This is a genomic window from Leisingera aquimarina DSM 24565, assembly GCF_000473165.1.
Lineage (GTDB): Bacteria > Pseudomonadota > Alphaproteobacteria > Rhodobacterales > Rhodobacteraceae > Leisingera > Leisingera aquimarina.
The window spans coordinates 4,029,249-4,048,056 of record NZ_KI421504.1; the positions used below are offsets into that span (position 1 = coordinate 4,029,249).

An 18,808-nucleotide genomic window follows, 5' to 3' on the forward strand; every position below is an offset into this window, starting at 1 on the left:
TCAAGTGTCCCTCACCAAAGCGGCCTAGTTCGTGGTTGAACCTGCCCCGGTGTTATCCCCGGTGTCGAGGGCTGCGTAACCCTCGGGCAGATCGATTTCATGAAACGTGTACGAAAGCGTGATCGTATGCACGTATTTTGCGTCCCGGTCGTCAATGATTTCCGGATCAACATAGAAGGTCACGGGCATCTGCACCCGCTCCCCCGGCTGAAGCACCTGCTCGGTAAAGCAGAAGCAGTCGATTTTCTCAAAGAAATACCCGGCTTGATAAGGCGTCACATTGTAGGACGCCTGGCCCGCAACGGGGCGGTCGGTCGGGTTATAGGCCTCGTAAAAGGCCAATCCGGTTTCACCCAGCTTGATCTCCATCTCGCGCTGGGACGGCTTGAACTCCCACGGCATGCCGCGCTGTTTGGAGCCGTCAAAGCGCACCGTGATGGTCTGATCCAGAACAGTATCGGAACCGGCATTGGCCACCTGGGTGACACCGCCGAAACCGGTGACCCGGCAGAACCAGTCGTAAAACGGCACCGAGGCCCAGGACAGGCCGCCCATCAGGACAACAACGCCCACCAGCTGGACAACAGTTTTCTGCGGCCCCTGCAGCGCCATCAGTTCTGCTCTCCCTGGGCGTCCGGGAATTTGAAGCTGGCGGAAGTCACCTTGACCATGGTCAGCGCCATCACCAGCACCACAAAGGCGCCCAGCAGGATGCCGACCCCTTTGTTGAGGCCAGAGCGGCGTTTGTGGATCTCATGTTCTTTGCGTAAAGCCATCTTACCAGCCTCCCAGTCCGTAGGGCTTCAGCAGGGCTTCAGCCAGGATCGCACCGAAATGCAGGAACAGGTACAGCAGCGACAGTTTGAAGAAGCTGCGTTCGACCTTGAAGTTGTCCGCCTCGGAGTCGTCTTCATCGCGGCGGGTGATCTTCCAGGCCCCGTGCAGAAACAGCGCGTTCATGACCAGCGCTGCGGCCAGATACAGCGGGCCGCCGATACCCGAGAACGCGGTGCCAACGGCCAGAACAGCCAGCAGCGCGGTGTAAACCAGGATATGGACGCGGGTGGCGCGGCGGCCGTGGGTCACGGTCAGCATCGGCACGCCGGCATCGTCATAGTCCGAGCGCATGAACAGCGCCAGCGCCCAGAAATGCGGCGGTGTCCACATGAAGGTGAGCAGGAACATCAGCCAGGGCTCAACCGACATTGTGCCGGTGGCGGCAATCCAGCCGATCACCGGCGGGAAGGCCCCCGCAGCACCGCCGATCACGATATTCTGCGGCGTCGCGCGCTTGAGCCACATGGTGTAGACCACCACGTAAAAGAAAATGGTGAAGGCCAGGAAGGCGCCGGCAAAGACATTGGCGGCCAGCGCCAGCATGATCACCGACAGGCCCGACAGCGCCAGACCCAGCGCCAATGCCTCGCCCGGCTCGACTTTACCGGCCGGGATCGGGCGGCCCCGGGTGCGCTTCATCACCTTGTCGATATCGGCGTCCCACCACATGTTGAGCGCACCGGAGGCACCGCCGCCGATGGCGATGAACAGGATGGCACAAAAGCCGATGACGGGATGCACACCCACCGGCGCCGCCAGCAGCCCGACCAAAGCGGTGAACACCACCAGCGACATGACACGGGGTTTCAGCAGGGCGAAGTAATCGCCGAAACTGGCCTCGTCCTCATACGCCCGGCTTGCGTTGATGCTTGCGTCGCTCATCTTGGGTCCTTTGGCAGCAACAGGTGCGCAAAGCTGCGCACCCTGGTCTTTTCACTATACCCTATGAAGCTCCCTCAAGCTTCACAAAGCCAGTTCTCAGTTGGAGGCGACCTGGTAGGCCTGCGGCAGACCCGCGTATTCTGCCTTGGCGCCTTCCAGCCAGGCGTCGTATTCTGCCTGGGTCACAACCTTGACGGTGATCGGCATATAGGCGTGGTCCTTGCCGCACAGCTCAGAGCACTGGCCGAAGTAGATGCCTTCTTTGCCTTCATCGACGTTGAACCACAGTTCCGCCAGTCGGCCGGGAACCGCATCCTGCTTCACGCCGAACGCCGGAATGGTCCAGGAATGGATCACGTCAGCCGCAGTCACCTGCATCACAACGGTCTTGCCCGAGGGCACCACAACGGCAGTGTCGGTGGCCAGCAGCCACTCGTCTTCGGCATAGCCGTTTGCAGCCAGCTCTTCTTTCGGCAGCAGGAAGCTCTCAAAACCAAATTCGTGGTCAGTGTATTCATAACCCCAGTACCACTGGTAGCCAGTCACTTTGATGGTGATGTCCGCCTTGGGGATTTCCTGCTGGGCAAACAGCTGCGGCAGCGAGAAGGAGCCGATAAACACCAGCACCAGGATCGGGATAATGGTCCAGGCGATCTCAACCGGGGTGTGGTGGGTGAACTTTGCCGGGGTCGGGTTGGCCCGCTTGTTAAAGCGGACAATGGCGTAAAGCATCAGACCAGCAACAAAAACACAGATCACGGTGATGATCACCAGGATCATGTAATCCAGTTTCTGCAGACCATCCGCCAGCGAGGTCGCCGCCGGCTGGAAGTTCAGGCCGCCGTCAACCGGCTTGCCAATGGTTTTCAGGCCTTCTTGCGCCATTGCTGGAAGGCTTGAAAGGCCGGCGAAAAGGCCCGAAAGCATCAAAGCGTTTTTCATGTTCTGTCCTGATCGGTTGATCGCATTGTTCTTGCGGCAGCACGAAATGCAGGGGAATCATTGATTCCCACAAAACGCACCTGCCCCGTTGTCTTTGACGCTGGTTAAAATCATATTCGGGGACACAGATAAAGAGGCAGCCAAGCGTCAAACCGTCGCTTTCTTGATTTAGATCAAAAAAATCCGAGGACCGTGCCATGGAAAACCCAGCCTTCCGTCCCTTTGAAACCGCGCTCCCCGAGGATGAGGCCCTCGCCAGCTTGCGCGATGCCCTGAACGGTGCGGAGGATGGGGAGATCTTTGCAGAGCGCCGCAAATCCGAAGCGTTGTCCTTTGATGACGGGCGGCTGCGCAGCGCCAGTTATGATGCCTCCGAAGGCTTTGGCCTGCGGGCGGTGAACGGTGATGTAGCCGGGTATGCCCATTCTACCGACGTCTCCATTGCGTCGCTGAAGCGGGCGGCAGAAACGGCCCAGCTGGCGATCGGAACCGGCGGCGGCACCTATTCGGATGCACCGCAGGCCACCAACGCCAAGCTGTACACCGATGCCGACCCGATCAGCGCCATGCCGTTTCCAGTGAAGGTGGAGACCCTGCGGGAAGTCGATGCCTATGCCCGTGATCTGGATCAACGCGTGGTTCAGGTATCTGCGTCTTTGGCCGCCTCGCTGCAGGAGGTGGAAATCCTGCGGGCGGACGGAACACGGGTGTGCGACATCCGCCCGATGGCACGGTTCAACGTGTCGGTGATCGTCGAAAAGGACGGCCGCCGCGAGGGCGGCTCGGCCGGCGGCGGCGGGCGGCTTGGGCTTGACGGGCTGGTCGACCCTGAACACTGGCACGCCCAGGTGCAGGAGGCATTGCGGATCGCGCTGGTGAATCTGGACGCGGTTCCGGCACCGGCGGGCGAGATGGATGTGGTGCTTGGCCCCGGCTGGCCCGGCATTCTGCTGCATGAGGCGATCGGCCACGGGCTGGAGGGCGACTTTAACCGCAAAGGCTCCTCGGCCTTTGCAGGTTTGATGGGCCAGCAGATTGCCGCCAAGGGGGTCACCGTGCTGGATGACGGCACCATCCCGGACCGGCGCGGTTCGATCACGGTGGACGACGAGGGCACCCCCAGCCAGAAAACGACGCTGATCGAGGACGGCGTGCTGGTCGGCTTCATGCAGGACCGCCAGAACGCGCGGCTGATGGGGGTCTCTCCCACCGGCAACGGGCGGCGCCAAAGCTATGCCCATGCGCCGATGCCGCGGATGACCAATACCTATATGCTAGGCGGCGAGGCTGATCCGGGCGATCTGGTGGCGGGGATCAAGGACGGCATCTGGGCTGTGGGATTCGGCGGCGGCCAAGTGGACATTACCAATGGCAAGTTCGTGTTCTCCTGCACCGAGGCCTATAGGGTGAAGGACGGCAAGGTCGGCGCACCGGTCAAGGGCGCCACGCTGATCGGCGACGGCGCAACTGCGCTGAAACAGATTCGCGGGCTTGGCAACGACATGGCGCTGGATCCTGGCATGGGCAATTGCGGCAAGGCGGGCCAATGGGTGCCGGTCGGCGTCGGCCAGCCTTCGGTGCTGATGGGCGGCCTGACGGTGGGCGGCTCAGCGGCCTGAGGCAGCGCAAAATATCGATAAAGCTATGTTTTGCCCCTGAAAAACCGGGCCGGAGGCCAATGTTTCCGGCCCGGTTCGCTGTCAAGCACACCGCCGCCACCCGTATGGGAACTGCAATTTTCCATTTAATCTGGCTACTTAGGATAATTTTCGGGAAATTGCCCAAAAACATTCTGACGTTCACCACCTGTTAACCCCCTTAAGGTTAATTCTGGTTCTGCAAACAGGCGGAGCTGCGGATGACTGAAGAAGCACATTCTTCCACTCACCCCCCACTCCCACCCACCACGGAAGATACCCGGTTTTCCTGGCTTCGCCTTTTGCGCTCCAAACGGGTCGGCCCGGTGACCTTCCACCGGCTGCTCGCCGAATATGGTTCAGCGCAGAACGCGCTGGATGCGTTGCCCGAAGTGGCACGTTCCGCAGGTATCAAAGGGTATGAAACATGCCCTGCCAAAGCGGTGGACGCTGAAATAAAGACCGCAAAAGCCGCCAAAGCGCGGCTTTTGTGCTTTTCTGATCCCGAATACCCCGAACTCCTCAGGAGCCTGAAAGATGCGCCGCCGCTGTTGTGGGCCATTGGCAACCTTGCGGCGTTGCAGCGTCCGATGATTTCCATGGTCGGCGCCCGCAACGCCTCATCCCTGGGGCTGCGCATGGCCAGAACGCTGGCGCACAACCTGGGCGAGGCTGGCTATACTGTCGTCTCCGGCATGGCTCGCGGTATCGATACCGCCGCACATCAGTCAGCGCTGCAAACAGGAACAATTGCTATTCTGGCTGGCGGCGCCGATGTGATCTATCCGGCAGAAAATGCACGGCTTGCCGAAGACATTACCGGATCCGGGCTGCGCCTGTCAGAGCAGCCGATGGGCAAGACACCGCAGGCTCGGGACTTTCCCAAACGCAACCGGATCATTGCCGGCATGTCCCGTGCCGTTGTGGTGGTGGAGGCGGCCGCCAAATCCGGCAGCCTGATCACTGCCCGGGACGCGCTGGATTACGGGCGCGAGGTATTGGCGGTCCCCGGACACCCTTTTGATGCGCGTAGTTCGGGCTGCAACAGGCTGATCCGCGACGGCGCCCTGCTAGTCCGCAATGCCGCCGACGTGCTGGAGGCGCTGCCGCCGCAATGCCAGCCTCAGGAAGATGCGCCTGCAGCAGGCAGCCAGCAGCAGATCCTGGCCGGCCTGCCGCCGCAGCCGCCCGAACGGCGCAGCCTGACGCAAACCAACGCCCTGCATCAGCAGATCCTCGGCAGACTGGGACCCTCTCCCACGTCTGAGACCGACCTGCTGCGAGACCTCTCCTTGCCACCGCAGAAACTGGCCCCGGCGCTGACCGATCTGGAGCTTGAAGGCGCAATCCGGCGCCAGCCGGGCGGGCTGCTGTCCAAGGTCTTTCCGGAGGAAAAAGACTGAACCTGCGCGTATCGCTTTGCCCCTGCCCTCCTCCCCGGACTGCAGGAACAGGCTGCCGTGATCCGTTGGAATACTACCGTTAACGGCCTGTTCCCGGCCCCGTCCATTGAACTTGGATTGACAATCTCCCCTTGCGCCCCACATCCTGCGCCGCCATAGAACCCGCAGAAGCGGTCCGAAGAGGTTACAGAATTTATGCCAGTAGTCGTTGTCGAATCCCCGGCCAAAGCAAAGACAATCAACAAATATCTTGGCTCCAACTATACGGTTCTGGCGTCCTACGGGCATGTGCGCGACCTGCCGGCCAAGGATGGTTCGGTCGATACCGAAGCTGATTTCGGCATGACCTGGGAGGTCGGCAATGATTCCCGCAAGCACGTCAAGGCAATCGCCGACGCGCTGAAAGAGGACAATGCGCTGATTCTCGCCACCGACCCTGACCGCGAGGGAGAGGCGATCAGCTGGCATTTGCAGGAGGCGCTGACCAAACGGCGTTCGATCAAGAAAGACACCGCGGTCAGCCGGGTGACCTTCAACGCGATCACCAAGGAAGCGGTGACCGAGGCGATGCAGAACCCGCGCGAAGTCGACATGCCGCTGGTCGAGGCCTATCTGGCCCGCCGCGCGCTGGACTATCTGGTGGGCTTCAACCTGTCGCCGGTTCTGTGGCGCAAGCTGCCGGGCGCGCGGTCCGCGGGCCGGGTGCAATCCGTTTGCCTGCGTTTGATCGTCGAGCGCGAGATGGAGATCGAAGCCTTCAACGCGCAGGAATACTGGTCGGTACGGGCCCAGATGGCGACCCCGCGCGGCCAGGAGTTCGAAGCCCGCCTGACGGTGCTGGGCGGCGACAAGCTGGACAAATACAGCCTGAAGACTTCCACCGCTGCCGAACTCGCAGTGCAGGCCGTGGCCTCGCGCCAGCTGTCGGTGCTGTCGGTCGAAGCAAAACCCGCTTCCCGCAACCCCTCTGCCCCGTTCATGACCTCAACCCTGCAGCAGGAAGCCAGCCGCAAGTTCGGCATGGGTGCGCGCCAGACCATGAATGCCGCGCAGCGCCTGTATGAGGCGGGCCACATCACCTATATGCGGACCGACGGCATCGACATGGCGCCCGAGGCGGTGCAGGCCGCCCGTGCCGAGATCGAAACCCGCTACGGCGCTGAATATGTGCCCTCCTCGCCGCGGATCTATAAAAACAAGGCGAAGAACGCCCAGGAAGCGCACGAATGTATCCGTCCCACGGATATGAGCCGCGACGCGGCCAGCCTGAAGGTGACGGATGATGATCAGCGCAAGCTCTATGACCTGATCTGGAAGCGCACGCTGTCGTGCCAGATGGAAGGTGCCCGGCTGGAGCGCACCACCGTCGATATCGGCTCGGATGACAAACAGGTGGTGCTGCGCGCCACCGGCCAGGTGATGCTGTTTGACGGCTTCATGCGCGTCTACGAGGAAGGCCGCGATGATGTCGCCGACGAAGACGACAAGCGCCTGCCGCAGATCATGCAGGGCGAAGCGCTGAAGTTTGCATCCTCGCTGGCCGCGCAGGCTGACAAGGCCGGCAAAGAGGCGTCCGTGCTCTCTGATGACGGCGCTGTGCTGGCGCTGCAACACCACACCCAGCCGCCGCCGCGTTACACCGAAGCAACCTTGGTCAAGCGGATGGAAGAGCTTGGCATCGGCCGCCCCTCGACCTATGCGTCCGTGATCACCACGATCCAGGACCGCGAGTATGTCCGCAAGGACAAGAACCGCCTGTTCCCCGAGGACAAGGGCCGGATCGTCACCATCTTCCTGCTGAATTTCTTCCGCAAATACGTCGGCTATGAATTCACCGCCAACCTGGAAGAAGAGCTGGATGACGTCAGCGCCGGAAACGGCGACTACAAGGAATTGCTGGGCAAGTTCTGGCGCGATTTCTCGGCGGCCATTTCGGAAACCTCCGAGCTACGTATCACCGAAGTGCTGGATGTGCTGGACGCGGCACTTGCACCGCAGCTCTATCCGCCGCGCGAAGACGGCACCGACCCGCGCGTCTGCCCCAAATGCGGGGCGGGCCAGCTGCATCTGAAAACCTCACGAACCGGCGGTTTTGTCGGCTGCGGCAATTACCCGGAATGCACCTACACCCGCCCCATTGCCGGCGAAGGCGCTGATGGCGACGAGCGGCTGCTGGGCATGGACGGCGAAGATGAAATCCACCTGAAGGCCGGCCGCTTTGGGCCCTATGTGCAGCGCGGCGAAGCAACGCCCGAGATCAAGAAGCCGCCGCGCGCCAGCCTGCCCAAGGGCTGGAGCAAGGACGATATGGACTTGGCAAAGGCGCTGACCCTGCTCAGCCTGCCGCGCCAGATCGGCGATCATCCCGAAGGCGGTGTGATTTCTTCGAACTTCGGCCGCTTCGGCCCCTATTTGATGCACCAGCTGCCGGAAGAGGAAAAACCGGTTTACGCCAACCTCAAGGACCCCAACGACGTCTTTGAAATCGGCATGAACCGGGCGGTAGAACTGTTGGCAGAAAAGCGCGCCAACCCGGGCCGACGCGGCAGCCGGGCTGCGGCCAAACCGTTGAAGGAGCTGGGCGAGCACCCCGACAGCGGCGGCGCCATCAACATCATGGATGGCCGTTACGGGCCGTATGTCAAATGGGAAAAGGTCAACGCCACCCTGCCCAAGGACGTGGAGCCCAAGGACGTGACCATGGAGATGGCGATGGAGCTGATTGCGGAAAAATCCGCAAAAGGCGGCAAGAAAAAAACCGCGGCCAAAAAGCCCGCAGCCAAGAAAAAGGCAGCCGCCAAAAAGGCAGCCGCCAAAGACTGACTCCCAGCGGCATGGATCTAGGCGGGGCGCTCCCGCCGGTTCCAGGCGCATTGACATGCGCCCTTACCGTTGGGCCCGGCGCCGCTAACGCGGCGTGAACCATGTCCTGCGCGCTTCCTTCTCTGTTCTGCAGCGGGTCAAGGGCGGCTCTGCCGCTGCGTCAGCGGCTTGCCCTTGACGCGGCGCAGAACAGTTTCACTCTCGCGAATGCCCAATAAGTGCATAGCTGCCCTTATTGGGCTTCTCAGCAAGACTTTCTTTTGCGCCGTAGAGCGGCGCCACGCCCAAGGCTGATGGAGCATTTGCCAGAGGCAAATGCTCCGGGAAGGCGCGGGAGCCTCCCCCTCTCTGTTCTCCGTAGAAATACGTGCCCGTCTCCGTATTCATTGACTCTGCTCCAGCCGGCAGCCAGAAATCCCGCAACCGGCATACTGGGAGAACTCCATGAAGAAGGTATATTCCAACGCTGCTGAAGCGCTCGACGGGCTGCTTCACGACGGCATGTTCATCGCTGCGGGCGGTTTCGGCCTCTGCGGCATCCCCGAGCTGCTGCTGCAGGCGATCAAGGACGCAGGCACCAAGGATCTGACTTTTGCCTCCAACAACGCCGGCGTCGATGATTTCGGCATTGGCATCCTGCTGCAGACCCGGCAGGTGAAAAAGATGATCTCGTCTTATGTGGGCGAAAACGCGGAGTTCATGCGCCAATACCTGAGCGGTGAGCTGGAGCTGGAATTCAACCCGCAAGGCACTCTGGCTGAACGCCTGCGCGCGGGCGGCGCAGGCATCCCCGGTTTCTTCACCAAGACCGGTGTTGGCACCGTGATCGCTGAAGGTAAATTCGAAAAACAGTTCCCTACCGGCCCCGACGGCGCCATGGAGGACTACATCATGGAGGAAGGCATCTTTGCCGACCTCGCCATCGTCAAGGCCTGGAAAGCGGACGAGACCGGTAACCTGGTGTTCCGCAAGACCGCCCGCAACTTCAACGCCCCTGCCGCCACCTGCGGCAAAACCTGCGTGGTTGAGGTTGAGGAAATCGTGCCCACCGGCTCTCTGGATCCGGATTCGATCCACCTGCCCGGCATCTATGTGCACCGCATCATCCAAGGCGATCACGAGAAACGCATCGAACAGCGCACCGTGCGCAAGCGGGAGGAAGCATAATGCCCTGGGACCGTAATCAAATGGCAGCACGCGCCGCGCAGGAGCTGCAGGACGGCTGGTATGTGAACCTCGGCATCGGCATCCCGACCCTGGTCTCCAACTACATCCCCGAAGGTGTGGAAGTGACCCTGCAATCGGAAAACGGCATGCTGGGCATGGGCCCTTTCCCCTTTGAGGGTGAGGAGGATGCCGACCTGATCAACGCCGGCAAGCAGACCATCACCGAGCTGCCGCAGACCGCCTATTTCGACTCGGCGCAGTCGTTCGCGATGATCCGCGGCGGCAAGATCGCGATGGCGATTCTAGGTGCGATGGAAGTGGCCGAGAACGGCGACCTGGCCAACTGGATGATCCCCGGCAAGCTGGTCAAGGGCATGGGCGGCGCCATGGATCTGGTGGCAGGCGTCGGCCGCGTGGTTGTGGTGATGGACCACACCAACAAGCATGGCGACAGCAAGGTGCTGAAGGACTGCACCCTGCCGTTGACCGGCAAGGGCGTGGTGGATCGGATCATCACCAATCTGGGGGTTCTGGACGTCGTGGATGGCGGCCTGAAGATCGTTGAGTTGGCGGATGGTGTCAGCGAAGACGATATCCGCAGCGCGACCCAGGCCACCCTGGTGGACTGATCCCGGATTAGACCTGATAATCAGGGCCCGCCGGTTTCCGGCGGGTCTTTTCTTTGCAAATCCGGTTGGCAGTCAAACCCCGGCAGCAGGCCCAGGCCGTGCGCGCGGACGCTGCGTGTGCCAGATAGCGCCTTCGGGCGGGTTGACGATTTCATACATGTAGACACGCTTATCGTACCAATTGACGATCTTCTCCTGGCCGTCTTCGAACACCACCACGCAATAACTGCCCATGGCCGGATCACAGCTGTCGCGGCCAAGCAGGGTAACGGTGACCGGATCCACCAAATGCCGGTTGAACAGTACAATCGCCTTGGTCTGCTTACCCGAAACATACAAAGCGCCAGCAAACAGGCCTGCGGCCAGCAGCACAAAACCCAGGCCCGAGAAATTCCGGAACGGGTTGACCTTTGCAAGTCCCGGAGCAAAGGCGACAAACACCATCCGCCCGAATATCCCGGCAAAAGCAATCAGGCCGAGCATTGCAAGTGTGCTGGTGGCCTCTTGTGAACCCGCGGCAAGAGCCGCCGGATCAATTCCCAAATCCAATTCCTGTCTCCAATCTCTCAAAGCCAAATGAAGCGGCTTAATCCTGTCAATTCCTGCACCATAGCGGCAGCGGCAGGAATAGGACAAAAACTTTGCAGAAAACGCACCATTTCAAGACATTGCGGACAGGCGGCTGGCAGAACTCCGGTTATGCCCTGCTTTCGCTTGTCAAACTGATTTGAGTTGCCTGCCCCATCCTCCGCCAATATGAACAGACCGGTACACACAGAGATGGATTATGCGCCCGAACAAACGAGACGAATTGGTCAGCAAAGCCCTGGACGTGTTTTACCGCAGCGGTTTTCACGCGACGGGAATGGACACGCTGGTCAAGGAAACCGGCGTCTCAAAGACCTCCATGTACAAGCATTTTCGCACCAAGGATGACCTGATCATTGCTGTGCTGCAGCTGCGCGACGAGAACTTCCGCAACTGGCTCTTTGGCCGTATGGAGGACCTGTCGAACACACCGGCGGGACAGTTGATCGGTGTTTTCACCGCTCTAGGAGAGTGGTTCGCCAAGCCCGAGTTTGCCGGCTGCATGTTTGTAAAGGCCAGCTCCGAATTTCAAAACCATGCCCATCCGGTGTACCGGCAGTCCAGCGCACACAAACAGATGCTGCTGGACCATTTCACAGCGCTGGCCCAATCAGCCGGGGTGCCTGATCCGGCGGCATTGGCCCGGCAGCTTTTGATGCTGAAGGAAGGTGCCATTGTCCTGGCCGCGATGTCAGTCACCCCTGACCCGGCGGGCGACGCGCTGCAAACCGCCCAGATGCTGTTGCAGCCTTATCTGAAAGACAGCTGACCGCGCCTTACTTGCCCAACCTGAAAACGCATCCGTCGGACAAAAACTGCGGCGGTGTCATGCACAGGCCGCGCGCCACCTGATAGGCGGCCAGTACCTTGGGCACGTAGTCGCGTGTCTCGGCAAAGGGCGGCACCCCTTGATGCGAGCGCACAGCCCCTTCGCCGGCATTATAGCCTGCCAGGACCAAAATCGGATCGCCGCCGAATTCCCCCATCAGCCAGTCGAGATACTGAATACCGCCAGCAATGTTCTGCCGCGCCTCCAGCGCGTCACTCACCCCAAAACGTTTGGCAGTATCGGGCATCAGCTGCATCAGCCCCTGCGCCCCGACAGAGCTGACCGCATCGGACTTGCCGGCGGATTCGACAGCGATCACTGCCAGGACCAAGGCCGGCGACACCTCGGTGCCCAGGCTTTCGGTCAGGATCTGCACACCGCGTTCCTGCACAATATCCTGCATCAGTTGCAGCCGCGGGGCCGCCAGGCCTTTGGCTCCGCTCAAGGCCTGCAGGGCGTCATCCAGACGCCCCGGCCCCGATCCCTCTATTCCAAAGGCAACCTTATCCCAGAACCAGCCATAACGGCCGGCCGGCTTTGCACCGCTGTCTGCGGCAGTCTCCGCAGCGAGCGCCATGGGGGCTGGCTCAGGTTCCGGCTCAATCTGTATTGTAATGCGCTTGCCTGTGCCCGGCGCCGGCGGCTTGATGCGTTTTGCCTCGAACTGCGGAAAAGGCCGGGGCTGCACCTCCTGCGCCACTGCAACCAGTGGCATGGCACAGGCTGCCAGTGCCAATACAGCGTTCCCGAATGACATTGCCCTGCCTGCCTGTGGTTCCAGTTCGTTCCAATCTGTGAAAATTAACGCCAGAAGGCCAGTATTCCTGCCCCGGAATCTGGCGCAACCGCCTTATTTGCCCCGGACTGGCGCTGAAATATCACGGAGCACGTTGCGGTAATAAAAAATTAACACCGCAAAAACAACGAGATATGAAAGTTATTGCCGAAAAGTAAAAATTGGGCGGCTAATTCCGGATTTCAGCCCAAATCCTGCCACGCTGCACTGGCTATATGTATTCATCCAAGCCGGACAGTGGTCGAGCAGGTGAGAGAGCAGACCCTGGCGAGATGGCGGGATTACACATTCAGAGATCCTTTGGAGGGACCGAACCATGATCAAGTTTTTCAAAAGCTTTCGCAAAGACTTCCGCAAAGACGAATCCGGCGCCGTGACCGTTGACTGGGTTGTGCTGACCGCCGCTGTCGCCGCACTGGGCGGCGTGGTCTACACCGCCGTTCAGGATGGCGCGTCCACCTTGTCGAGCGACACCGGTTCCTACCTGAAAGGCAAGAAGCCGACCTGATCGCAGGCGGCGGCATCGAAGCCGCATCGTGACACCGCAGTTCGGGCCGCTCTCTTCGGAGGGCGGCCTATTTCGTTTCCGGTCCCTTGCGGGAAAGCCCGGACCTGCGTCTTCAACCGGCTGGAACTTTGGAAGTCCAGGCACGCGGGAAGATCAGCCAAACCCGCAATGTTTCTTCCGCATAGCCGCAGCAGACGCCCTGCCTGACGCATGCAGCTTCTTGCCAAAAAGTTAAAATTGGGCAGCCAATTCCGAATTCTCGCCCCAATCCTGCCATGCTCCGCTGGCTATATGTACTTACCCAAGCCGGTCAGTGGTCCAGCAGGTGAGAGAGCAGACCCTGACGCAACGGAAAGACAACACCTATTCATAGATCCTTTGGAGGGACCAGCCATGATCAAATTCTTCACCAAATTCCGCAAGGACTTCCGCAAAGACGAATCCGGCGCCGTGACCGTTGACTGGGTCGTGCTGACCGCAGCTGTCGCTGCACTGGGCGGCGTGGTCTACACAGCTGTTCAGGATGGCGCATCCACCTTGGCCAGTGACACCGGTTCCTACCTGAAAGGCAAGAAGCCGACCTGATCGCAGGCGGCGGCATTTAATCCGCACCGCGGCGCAGCAATTCGGGTCGCTCTCTACGGAGGGCGGCCTTATTTATTCGGCACCTCTGCAATGAGGCCGATCCCCCGTAAAGTTTAGTGGCGAATTCAGCCGATTTTGATGAGCATAGGACGTAGGAAGCAAGACGAACTCTGTGCCGAAAAAGGCTTCCTTTCTGACCTCTCACATTAATAGGCTATTAGGCAAAAAACTCAGGATTACGCCCCATTAACGCCCCATTCATGAAGCTTAATGATACTAACACGGGATTGCTCTCAGCAGGCGATCCTATCCCTTGACCCCCTTTGGGCAGCGAGGTCCGCCACATGAAGAAACTATGGTCATTCATTGCCAGCGACGACGGGGCGATAACCGTTGACTGGGTTATCCTGGCCGCCGCCGCAATCGGGCTTGCTGTTTTGATTGCCGGAATGACGCAAGACGGCGCGCTTGGACTGGCCCAGGGGCTGGCAGACTTTATGAGCAACTGGAACTTTGGCTGAGGCTTGGCGGACACCACCAATTGCCGCCTGCCCCGCCGCAGGTCCGGCAAGCGGGCAGGCAATGCCGCCACAGTTCGAGTGATCCAGCAGCCGGTTCCGCCCCACGGGGCGCCGGCTGAAATCTATGAGAGGTAACACAATGCGTGCAGTTTTCGGACTTGTACTGATCGTCGGTGTGGCCCTCGCGGGCGGCGCCGTCATGATGGCCAAAAACTATATCTCGGCCTATCAGAATGAACTGGCGCGCGAACGCGCTGCCCGCGCCGAAGCGGTGCCATTGGTAGATGTTTTTGTCGCCACCAAGCCCTTGAAATACGGCGAGCGGCTATCTCAGGACGCAGTGCGCACTGTGCGCTGGCCCGAAGATGCTATTCCCGAAGGTGCCTTTACCACCCATGAAGAGCTGTTTCCGCCGCATAACGGTGATGATCTGCGGGTGGTGCTGCGCGCCATGGAGACGGATGAGGCCATCATGGCCCTCAAGGTCACGGCACCTGGAAAAGACGCTGGCATCACATCGCGGTTGCAGCGCGGCATGCGTGCCTTTGCAATCAAGGTCGATGTCTCCTCAGGCGTTTCGGGTTTCCTGCGGCCTGGAGACAAAGTGGACGTTTATTGGACCGGTATGATGCCGGGATCGGCCGGCGACCGCGGTGAGGTCACCCGCTTGATTCAGACCAACGTGGAACTGGTGGCCGTGGATCAAAGCGCCGGCGGCGACATCAACGAAGCCATCATCGCCCGGACCGTTACCGTTGCGGCCCACCCCAGGCAAGTCGCCGCGCTGGCACAGGCGCAAACCACCGGACGCCTGTCGCTTGCCCTGGTCGGCGCCGGGGATGACACCATCGCTTCGGTTGTTGAAGTGGACCAGCGCACGCTTCTGGGCCTGGGCGCACTGGAAGCGCCGCAAGAGGTGGAAAAGGAAAAAGTATGCACCATCCGCACCCGCCGCGGTGCTGAGGTGGTGGAAATTCCGATCCCATGCACCAACTAGGAAATTCATTTCTGCGCAGACGGTTAACAGGCTCAGCCGCCCCTTTTCAGCGAAGGGCGGCTGTTCTGCCTGTTGCGCAGCCCCCACAATGGCCTCCGGTCAGGAACATCCCCGAAGCCATTGATTCTTGCAATAATTCGGGATCTGCACCACAGTGCCCGAAAGAGCGGGCAAAAAGACCCGGATTTTGAGGCGTGATCGGAAAGGCAGGTCACATGGCAATTGGACGGTTCGTAGCGGCGGCCCTGCTGGGGCTATCGCTTGTTGGTATGCCTCAGGCAGATGGGGCATCAGCGCAATCCTTGCGAGTGGTGAAAAAAGGCACGGCATCCAGGCTGGACGTGCCGATGAACCGCGCCGTGGTGGTTGAAAGCGAAACCCCTTTTGCTGAGCTCAGCATCGCCAATCCCGGTATTGCTGATATCTCCTCCCTTTCCGACCGCACGATCTATGTGCTGGGCAAATCACCCGGCCTGACCACACTGACGCTGCTGGACGGCTCCGGCCGGCTGATCACCAATGTCGATGTGCGGGTGGCCGCGGATGTGACCGAGTTCAAGGAACGTCTGCGCCAGATCCTGCCCAATGAAAAAATCGAAGTCCGCACCGCCAATGACGGCATCGTGCTGTCCGGCACCGTGTCCAGCGCAATACGGCTGCAGCGGGCGCTGGACCTGGCAGAGCGTTATGCACCGGAACGGGTCAGCAATCTGATGTCGGTCGGCGGTGTGCAGCAGGTCATGCTTAAAGTCCGCTTTGCCGAAATGCAGCGCTCGGTCTCAAAATCCCTCAGCGCCTCGCTGGGCTTTAACGGCGGCACCGGCAATGGCCGCACCGGCGGCATCAACACGCTGAACACATCCGGCGCGCTGGCCAACTCGCTGGCCGGCAACATCCCTGCCGCCAACGAAAACACCGGTGCCTTCCTGTTCGGCTTCAACGCAGGTTCTGTCCAGGTCAGCCTGTTGCTAGAAGCGCTGGAGCAAAAGGGCGTCGTCCGCACCCTGGCGGAACCCAACCTGTCCGCCCTGTCGGGACAGGAGGCAAAATTCCTCGCTGGCGGCGAGTACCCGGTACCGATTGCTCAAGAAGGCGGCGTCATTACTGTTGAATTCAAACCCTTCGGGATCGAGCTGAACTTCATCCCCAGAGTGATAGACGGCGATCTAATCAATCTTGAATTGAATGCCGCTGTGTCGGCCATCGACCCCTCCAATGCTCTGGAGCTGAGCGGCCTGACCATCGACGCCTTCACGCGCCGGGAAACTTCCACCACGGTGGAGATGCGCGATGGGGAAAGCTTTGCCATTGCCGGGCTGATCCGCGACGAATTCCTCGACAACTCTTCGCAGCTGCCCTGGCTGGGCGACGTGCCAGTGCTGGGCGCGCTGTTCCGCAGCGCCGACTACCAGCGCGAGCAGACCGAGCTGGTGATTATCGTCAGCGCTCATCTGGTGACCCCGACCCGCGGCGAGGCGCTGACGCTGCCGACCGACCGGGTGGCGCCGCCGAGCGAAAAGGATCTGTTCCTGTTCGGGCGCACCTCCCGCACCAAAAACGGCCCGGCGGCCGAAGTGGCCAAGCAGGATTTCAACGGCTCTTACGGCTACGTGCTGGACTGATAGGGAGTGGCACAAATGATCAGAACCGCTGCAATTTTCGGCATTCTTCTGGCCGTGGCCGCCTGCGAACGGGAGGCCGGCCGTGAGCTGAACCGCTCAGGAGACTTTGGTGAGGCGACCCTCAACAATGCGGCTGTAATGAGCGGTGAACGCAGTTTTGCCATCCAATTGGCCAGCCGGTTCGCCAAGGAAGTGCCCACGACGATCAATTTTGATTTTGACAGCGCCCGGCTGGACCAGACCGCGCGATCGGTTCTGGACAACCAGGCGGTTTGGATCAAGCAATTCCCCGAAGTGCGCTTCCGCGTTTTCGGCCACACCGACGCGGTCGGCAGCAATGCCTATAACAAATCCCTCGGCCTGCGACGGGCCCGCGCGGCTGTGAACTACCTGGTTTCGCGCGGCATCAGCCGCAGCCGGCTGGAAGCAGTGGTCTCACACGGCGAAACCCAGCCGCTGATCCCGACACCTGAACGCGAACGCCGCAACCGCCGGACGGTGACTGAGGTAAGCGGTTTCCTGAAACGCCACCCGACGGTGCTGGACGGCAAATACGCCCAGATCGTCTATCGCGAATACCTGCAAAGCGCAGTTCCCGCCACCACGTTGACCGAACAGCAGTCGCTGGAGCGCACGCTGCAGTAGGCAGAAGCCGCGGCCAGCTGGTTACGAAGTAGTAACAATTCCCCAGATTTGGGGATTTTTGGCCCCAATATCGCCTAGATTGCCACCGACATTGTTTCCAAGAGGCGGACTGTGCGCAAAGCCCGGTCTGCCCAAGTGAACAAGGATGATGGCGATGAGCAGCGGAATGCCGCAAACAGACACACCTGCGATTGTTGCCTGCACGATCAGCCGGGACGTGCAGAATTTCGACCTCCTTATCGAAGACATGGAATCTATCCTGGGAGAGGCCTGGGGCGATCTGGGCTTTACCGAGGCCTTGGCCTTCTTTGGCCAGACTGAGGCAGAGCCGCTGCAGTTTGTCGCCCTGGCCATCGACAGCGCCGATGAGGGCGATTTGCCGCTGATGGGAGAGATTATCAGCCAGGCGAAATCGCGCGGTATCAAGGTGATCCTGATCGCCGAAGACGTGACCCCTGCGGCACTGCATACTCTGCTGCGCCAGGGCGCAGACGAATTTGTGCCCTACCCGCTGCCTGAACAGGAACTGCAGGCTGCCATAGAACGGCTGCAGGCACCTGAACCGGAAGTCGCGCAGAACCCGCACCAGCTGCAGTCCGGCAGCCAGCGCGAAGGCGCGGTGATTGTCTGTCACGGGCTGGCAGGCGGCACCGGATCGACCACCATGGCTGTCAACCTGGCCTGGGAGCTTGCAGCGCTCAGCGAACATGATGAACCAACAGTGTGCCTGCTGGATCTGGATCTGCAGCACGGTTCGGTCTCGACCTACCTTGACCTGCCCCGCCGCGAGGTGGTGATGGAAATGCTCAGCGAAACTGAAAACATGGACGCGGATCTGTTCGGCCAAGCACTGCTGCCGTTCCAGGAAAAGCTGCAGGTTCTGACGGCACCGTCCGAACTGGTGCCGCTGGATCTGCTGTCGCCCGAGGATATCACACGGGTGATCGGGATGGCGCGCAGCCACTTCGATTTTGTTGTCGTCGACATGCCCCATACGCTGGTGCAATGGTCTGAAACCGTTCTGAACATGGCGCATGTTTACTTCGCGATGATCGAGCTGGACATGCGCTCGGCACAGAACGCTCTGCGCATGAAACGGGCGCTGCAGTCCGAAGATCTGCCGTTCGAGAAACTGCGCTTTGCCCTGAACCGGGCACCGAAGTTCACCGACCTTGCCGGCAAAAGCCGGGTCAAACGGATGGCCGAATCCCTTAGCATCTCTATCGACCTGCAGTTACCCGATGGCGGCAAGCAGGTTCTGCAGAGCTGCGACCACGGGCTGCCGCTGGCCGTTTCGGCAGCGAAGAACCCCTTGCGCAAAGAAATCGCCAAGCTTGCAGCCTCGCTGCACGCACTGGGCCGAAGTGAAGCCGAAGCCGCCTAAGCGGCTTAACCGG

At 60.5% G+C, this 18,808-nt stretch carries 20 protein-coding genes; 13 read left to right on the forward strand and 7 right to left on the reverse strand.

The window, feature by feature from the left end:
- Positions 1-24 precede the first annotated feature (24 nt).
- The 5 genes from AQUI_RS0124260 to AQUI_RS31360 all read right to left on the reverse strand — a co-directional run bounded on the left by AQUI_RS0124260 (position 25) and on the right by AQUI_RS31360 (position 2,860).
- Positions 25-612, reverse strand: a complete 588-nt coding sequence (locus AQUI_RS0124260) for a cytochrome c oxidase assembly protein (RefSeq protein WP_027259847.1) — start codon at positions 610-612, stop codon at positions 25-27.
- Complete coding sequence (locus tag AQUI_RS0124265; RefSeq protein ID WP_027259848.1) at positions 612-776, reverse strand: hypothetical protein; 165 nt, start codon at positions 774-776, stop codon at positions 612-614. The genes AQUI_RS0124260 and AQUI_RS0124265 overlap by 1 nt, the downstream gene beginning before the upstream one ends.
- 1 nt (position 777) lies before the next feature.
- Positions 778-1,719 (reverse strand): heme o synthase, encoded by a 942-nt coding sequence (gene cyoE / locus AQUI_RS0124270; protein WP_027259849.1) that lies wholly within the window; start codon positions 1,717-1,719, stop codon positions 778-780.
- Between the two features lie 96 nt (positions 1,720-1,815).
- Complete coding sequence (gene coxB / locus AQUI_RS0124275; protein WP_027259850.1) at positions 1,816-2,661, reverse strand: cytochrome c oxidase subunit II; 846 nt, start codon at positions 2,659-2,661, stop codon at positions 1,816-1,818.
- On the reverse strand, positions 2,564-2,860 hold the full coding sequence (locus tag AQUI_RS31360; protein WP_169730768.1) for a hypothetical protein: 297 nt from the start codon (positions 2,858-2,860) through the stop codon (positions 2,564-2,566). The genes coxB and AQUI_RS31360 overlap by 98 nt, the downstream gene beginning before the upstream one ends.
- Here AQUI_RS31360 and tldD point away from each other — a divergent pair.
- The 5 genes from tldD to AQUI_RS0124305 all read left to right on the forward strand — a co-directional run bounded on the left by tldD (position 2,859) and on the right by AQUI_RS0124305 (position 10,320).
- Entirely contained in the window at positions 2,859-4,280 is a 1,422-nt protein-coding gene (gene tldD / locus AQUI_RS0124280) for a metalloprotease TldD (RefSeq protein ID WP_027259851.1), read from the forward strand. The two genes, AQUI_RS31360 and tldD, sit on opposite strands and share 2 nt — an antisense overlap.
- A 239-nt stretch (positions 4,281-4,519) precedes the next feature.
- On the forward strand, positions 4,520-5,701 hold the full coding sequence (gene dprA / locus AQUI_RS0124290; protein WP_027259852.1) for a DNA-processing protein DprA: 1,182 nt from the start codon (positions 4,520-4,522) through the stop codon (positions 5,699-5,701).
- A 195-nt stretch (positions 5,702-5,896) separates the two neighbouring features.
- Positions 5,897-8,524 (forward strand): type I DNA topoisomerase, encoded by a 2,628-nt coding sequence (gene topA, locus AQUI_RS0124295; RefSeq protein WP_027259853.1) that lies wholly within the window; start codon positions 5,897-5,899, stop codon positions 8,522-8,524.
- A 444-nt stretch (positions 8,525-8,968) separates the two neighbouring features.
- A complete protein-coding gene (locus AQUI_RS0124300) occupies positions 8,969-9,691 on the forward strand; it encodes a CoA transferase subunit A (RefSeq protein WP_027259854.1) in 723 nt (240 codons plus the stop codon).
- Positions 9,691-10,320: a 3-oxoacid CoA-transferase subunit B gene (locus tag AQUI_RS0124305; RefSeq protein WP_027259855.1), complete on the forward strand. Its 630-nt coding sequence runs from the start codon at positions 9,691-9,693 to the stop codon at positions 10,318-10,320. Before AQUI_RS0124300 ends, AQUI_RS0124305 begins: the two co-directional genes overlap by 1 nt.
- A 72-nt stretch (positions 10,321-10,392) precedes the next feature.
- On the opposite strand, the gene AQUI_RS0124310 is transcribed toward AQUI_RS0124305, so the two are convergent.
- Positions 10,393-10,863: a hypothetical protein gene (locus tag AQUI_RS0124310; RefSeq protein WP_245596966.1), complete on the reverse strand. Its 471-nt coding sequence runs from the start codon at positions 10,861-10,863 to the stop codon at positions 10,393-10,395.
- Between the two features lie 244 nt (positions 10,864-11,107).
- On the opposite strand from AQUI_RS0124310, the gene AQUI_RS0124320 reads away from it, so the two are divergent.
- Complete coding sequence (locus AQUI_RS0124320) at positions 11,108-11,677, forward strand: TetR/AcrR family transcriptional regulator (RefSeq protein WP_027259857.1); 570 nt, start codon at positions 11,108-11,110, stop codon at positions 11,675-11,677.
- 7 nt (positions 11,678-11,684) lie between these two features.
- Here the strand turns inward: AQUI_RS0124320 and AQUI_RS0124325 are convergent, their stop codons facing one another.
- Complete coding sequence (locus tag AQUI_RS0124325) at positions 11,685-12,494, reverse strand: lytic transglycosylase domain-containing protein (protein ID WP_027259858.1); 810 nt, start codon at positions 12,492-12,494, stop codon at positions 11,685-11,687.
- Between the two features lie 355 nt (positions 12,495-12,849).
- On the opposite strand from AQUI_RS0124325, the gene AQUI_RS0124330 reads away from it, so the two are divergent.
- From AQUI_RS0124330 to AQUI_RS0124360, 7 genes are all read left to right on the forward strand, one after another.
- Positions 12,850-13,041 carry a Flp family type IVb pilin gene (locus AQUI_RS0124330; RefSeq protein WP_027259859.1) on the forward strand — a complete coding sequence of 64 codons (192 nt, stop codon included), beginning with the start codon at positions 12,850-12,852 and terminating at the stop codon, positions 13,039-13,041.
- A gap of 393 nt (positions 13,042-13,434) precedes the next feature.
- Positions 13,435-13,626, forward strand: a complete 192-nt coding sequence (locus tag AQUI_RS0124335) for a Flp family type IVb pilin (RefSeq protein ID WP_027259860.1) — start codon at positions 13,435-13,437, stop codon at positions 13,624-13,626.
- Positions 13,627-13,970: 344 nt separating this feature from the next.
- On the forward strand, positions 13,971-14,147 hold the full coding sequence (locus AQUI_RS31365) for a hypothetical protein (RefSeq protein ID WP_164982748.1): 177 nt from the start codon (positions 13,971-13,973) through the stop codon (positions 14,145-14,147).
- Positions 14,148-14,286: 139 nt separating this feature from the next.
- Complete coding sequence (gene cpaB, locus AQUI_RS0124345; RefSeq protein WP_027259861.1) at positions 14,287-15,144, forward strand: Flp pilus assembly protein CpaB; 858 nt, start codon at positions 14,287-14,289, stop codon at positions 15,142-15,144.
- Between the two features lie 215 nt (positions 15,145-15,359).
- Complete coding sequence (locus tag AQUI_RS0124350) at positions 15,360-16,766, forward strand: type II and III secretion system protein family protein (RefSeq protein ID WP_027259862.1); 1,407 nt, start codon at positions 15,360-15,362, stop codon at positions 16,764-16,766.
- A 15-nt stretch (positions 16,767-16,781) separates the two neighbouring features.
- Positions 16,782-17,411, forward strand: coding sequence for an OmpA family protein (locus AQUI_RS0124355; RefSeq protein ID WP_027259863.1), 630 nt, complete (start codon positions 16,782-16,784; stop codon positions 17,409-17,411).
- A 154-nt stretch (positions 17,412-17,565) separates the two neighbouring features.
- A complete protein-coding gene (locus AQUI_RS0124360; protein WP_027259864.1) occupies positions 17,566-18,795 on the forward strand; it encodes a CpaE/TadZ family protein in 1,230 nt (409 codons plus the stop codon).
- Positions 18,796-18,808: the final 13 nt, after the last annotated feature.

Excerpts from the sequence above, each read along its gene's own strand:
- AQUI_RS0124325 (WP_027259858.1), bottom strand. The coding sequence starts at position 12,494 with ATGTCATTCGGGAACGCTGTATTGGCACTGGCAGCCTGTGCCATGCCA.
- cyoE (WP_027259849.1), bottom strand. The coding sequence starts at position 1,719 with ATGAGCGACGCAAGCATCAACGCAAGCCGGGCGTATGAGGACGAGGCC.
- AQUI_RS0124260 (WP_027259847.1), bottom strand. The coding sequence starts at position 612 with ATGGCGCTGCAGGGGCCGCAGAAAACTGTTGTCCAGCTGGTGGGCGTT.
- AQUI_RS0124300 (WP_027259854.1), top strand. The coding sequence starts at position 8,969 with ATGAAGAAGGTATATTCCAACGCTGCTGAAGCGCTCGACGGGCTGCTT.
- AQUI_RS0124360 (WP_027259864.1), top strand. The coding sequence starts at position 17,566 with ATGAGCAGCGGAATGCCGCAAACAGACACACCTGCGATTGTTGCCTGC.
- cpaB (WP_027259861.1), top strand. The coding sequence starts at position 14,287 with ATGCGTGCAGTTTTCGGACTTGTACTGATCGTCGGTGTGGCCCTCGCG.
- coxB (WP_027259850.1), bottom strand. The coding sequence starts at position 2,661 with ATGAAAAACGCTTTGATGCTTTCGGGCCTTTTCGCCGGCCTTTCAAGC.
- AQUI_RS0124305 (WP_027259855.1), top strand. The coding sequence starts at position 9,691 with ATGCCCTGGGACCGTAATCAAATGGCAGCACGCGCCGCGCAGGAGCTG.
- AQUI_RS31365 (WP_164982748.1), top strand. The coding sequence starts at position 13,971 with ATGAAGAAACTATGGTCATTCATTGCCAGCGACGACGGGGCGATAACC.
- AQUI_RS0124335 (WP_027259860.1), top strand. The coding sequence starts at position 13,435 with ATGATCAAATTCTTCACCAAATTCCGCAAGGACTTCCGCAAAGACGAA.
- topA (WP_027259853.1), top strand. The coding sequence starts at position 5,897 with ATGCCAGTAGTCGTTGTCGAATCCCCGGCCAAAGCAAAGACAATCAAC.
- AQUI_RS0124355 (WP_027259863.1), top strand. The coding sequence starts at position 16,782 with ATGATCAGAACCGCTGCAATTTTCGGCATTCTTCTGGCCGTGGCCGCC.
- AQUI_RS31360 (WP_169730768.1), bottom strand. The coding sequence starts at position 2,860 with ATGGCACGGTCCTCGGATTTTTTTGATCTAAATCAAGAAAGCGACGGT.
- AQUI_RS0124320 (WP_027259857.1), top strand. The coding sequence starts at position 11,108 with ATGCGCCCGAACAAACGAGACGAATTGGTCAGCAAAGCCCTGGACGTG.
- AQUI_RS0124265 (WP_027259848.1), bottom strand. The coding sequence starts at position 776 with ATGGCTTTACGCAAAGAACATGAGATCCACAAACGCCGCTCTGGCCTC.
- dprA (WP_027259852.1), top strand. The coding sequence starts at position 4,520 with ATGACTGAAGAAGCACATTCTTCCACTCACCCCCCACTCCCACCCACC.
- AQUI_RS0124350 (WP_027259862.1), top strand. The coding sequence starts at position 15,360 with ATGGCAATTGGACGGTTCGTAGCGGCGGCCCTGCTGGGGCTATCGCTT.
- AQUI_RS0124330 (WP_027259859.1), top strand. The coding sequence starts at position 12,850 with ATGATCAAGTTTTTCAAAAGCTTTCGCAAAGACTTCCGCAAAGACGAA.
- tldD (WP_027259851.1), top strand. The coding sequence starts at position 2,859 with ATGGAAAACCCAGCCTTCCGTCCCTTTGAAACCGCGCTCCCCGAGGAT.